At 64.8% G+C, this 531-nt stretch carries 1 pseudogene; it reads left to right on the top strand.

What is annotated here, in order from left to right:
- Window positions 1–531, top strand: a pseudogene (locus BN1130_RS22755) (hypothetical protein); the annotation flags it as partial.

Here is a 531-nt window from a genome sequence, read left to right on the forward strand (position 1 = left end):
CGGGAGGTGGATATAGACGCGGCCTGGACATCCCGCCAGGCGGGCAACCTCATCACCCTGGCACCGGTGCCCGCCATGCGACCCGGGGCAACGGTTAACGGCAAGCGCGTTACCCGGGTGCGACTCAAGGGCGATGAAATGACCCTGACCACCACCACCCCGGGCAAAGCTGTCAAATCCACAGAGCGGCGCAAAATAGAAGGCGAGTTCCCGGAGCTGGCCGACAAAATGCACCTGCCCAAGTTCGGACGGGTCGAAGCCATCAGCGACCAGGCCACCGCAGGTCAGCTCAATGACCCATTCCGACCACGCTTTGCCGTGGATGTGCAACTGCTCGGCGAGGATGGCCAAGCGGATGACGCCACCCCACTCTATCGCGCCGTGCCGCTGCCGGTAATGTTCGGCGGGCCAGAGCAGGGCCTGCTGCAATTCCCCATCGAGGGGAGCCTGGTCGAACTGGGCTTTGCCTTTGGCCGCGCCGACCGCCCCTTTATCCGCACCGTGCTTGGCTCTGGCTGGCCACTGCCAGAC

This window comes from Aeromonas rivuli, from assembly GCF_000820045.1.
GTDB classification, from domain to species: domain Bacteria; phylum Pseudomonadota; class Gammaproteobacteria; order Enterobacterales; family Aeromonadaceae; genus Aeromonas; species Aeromonas rivuli.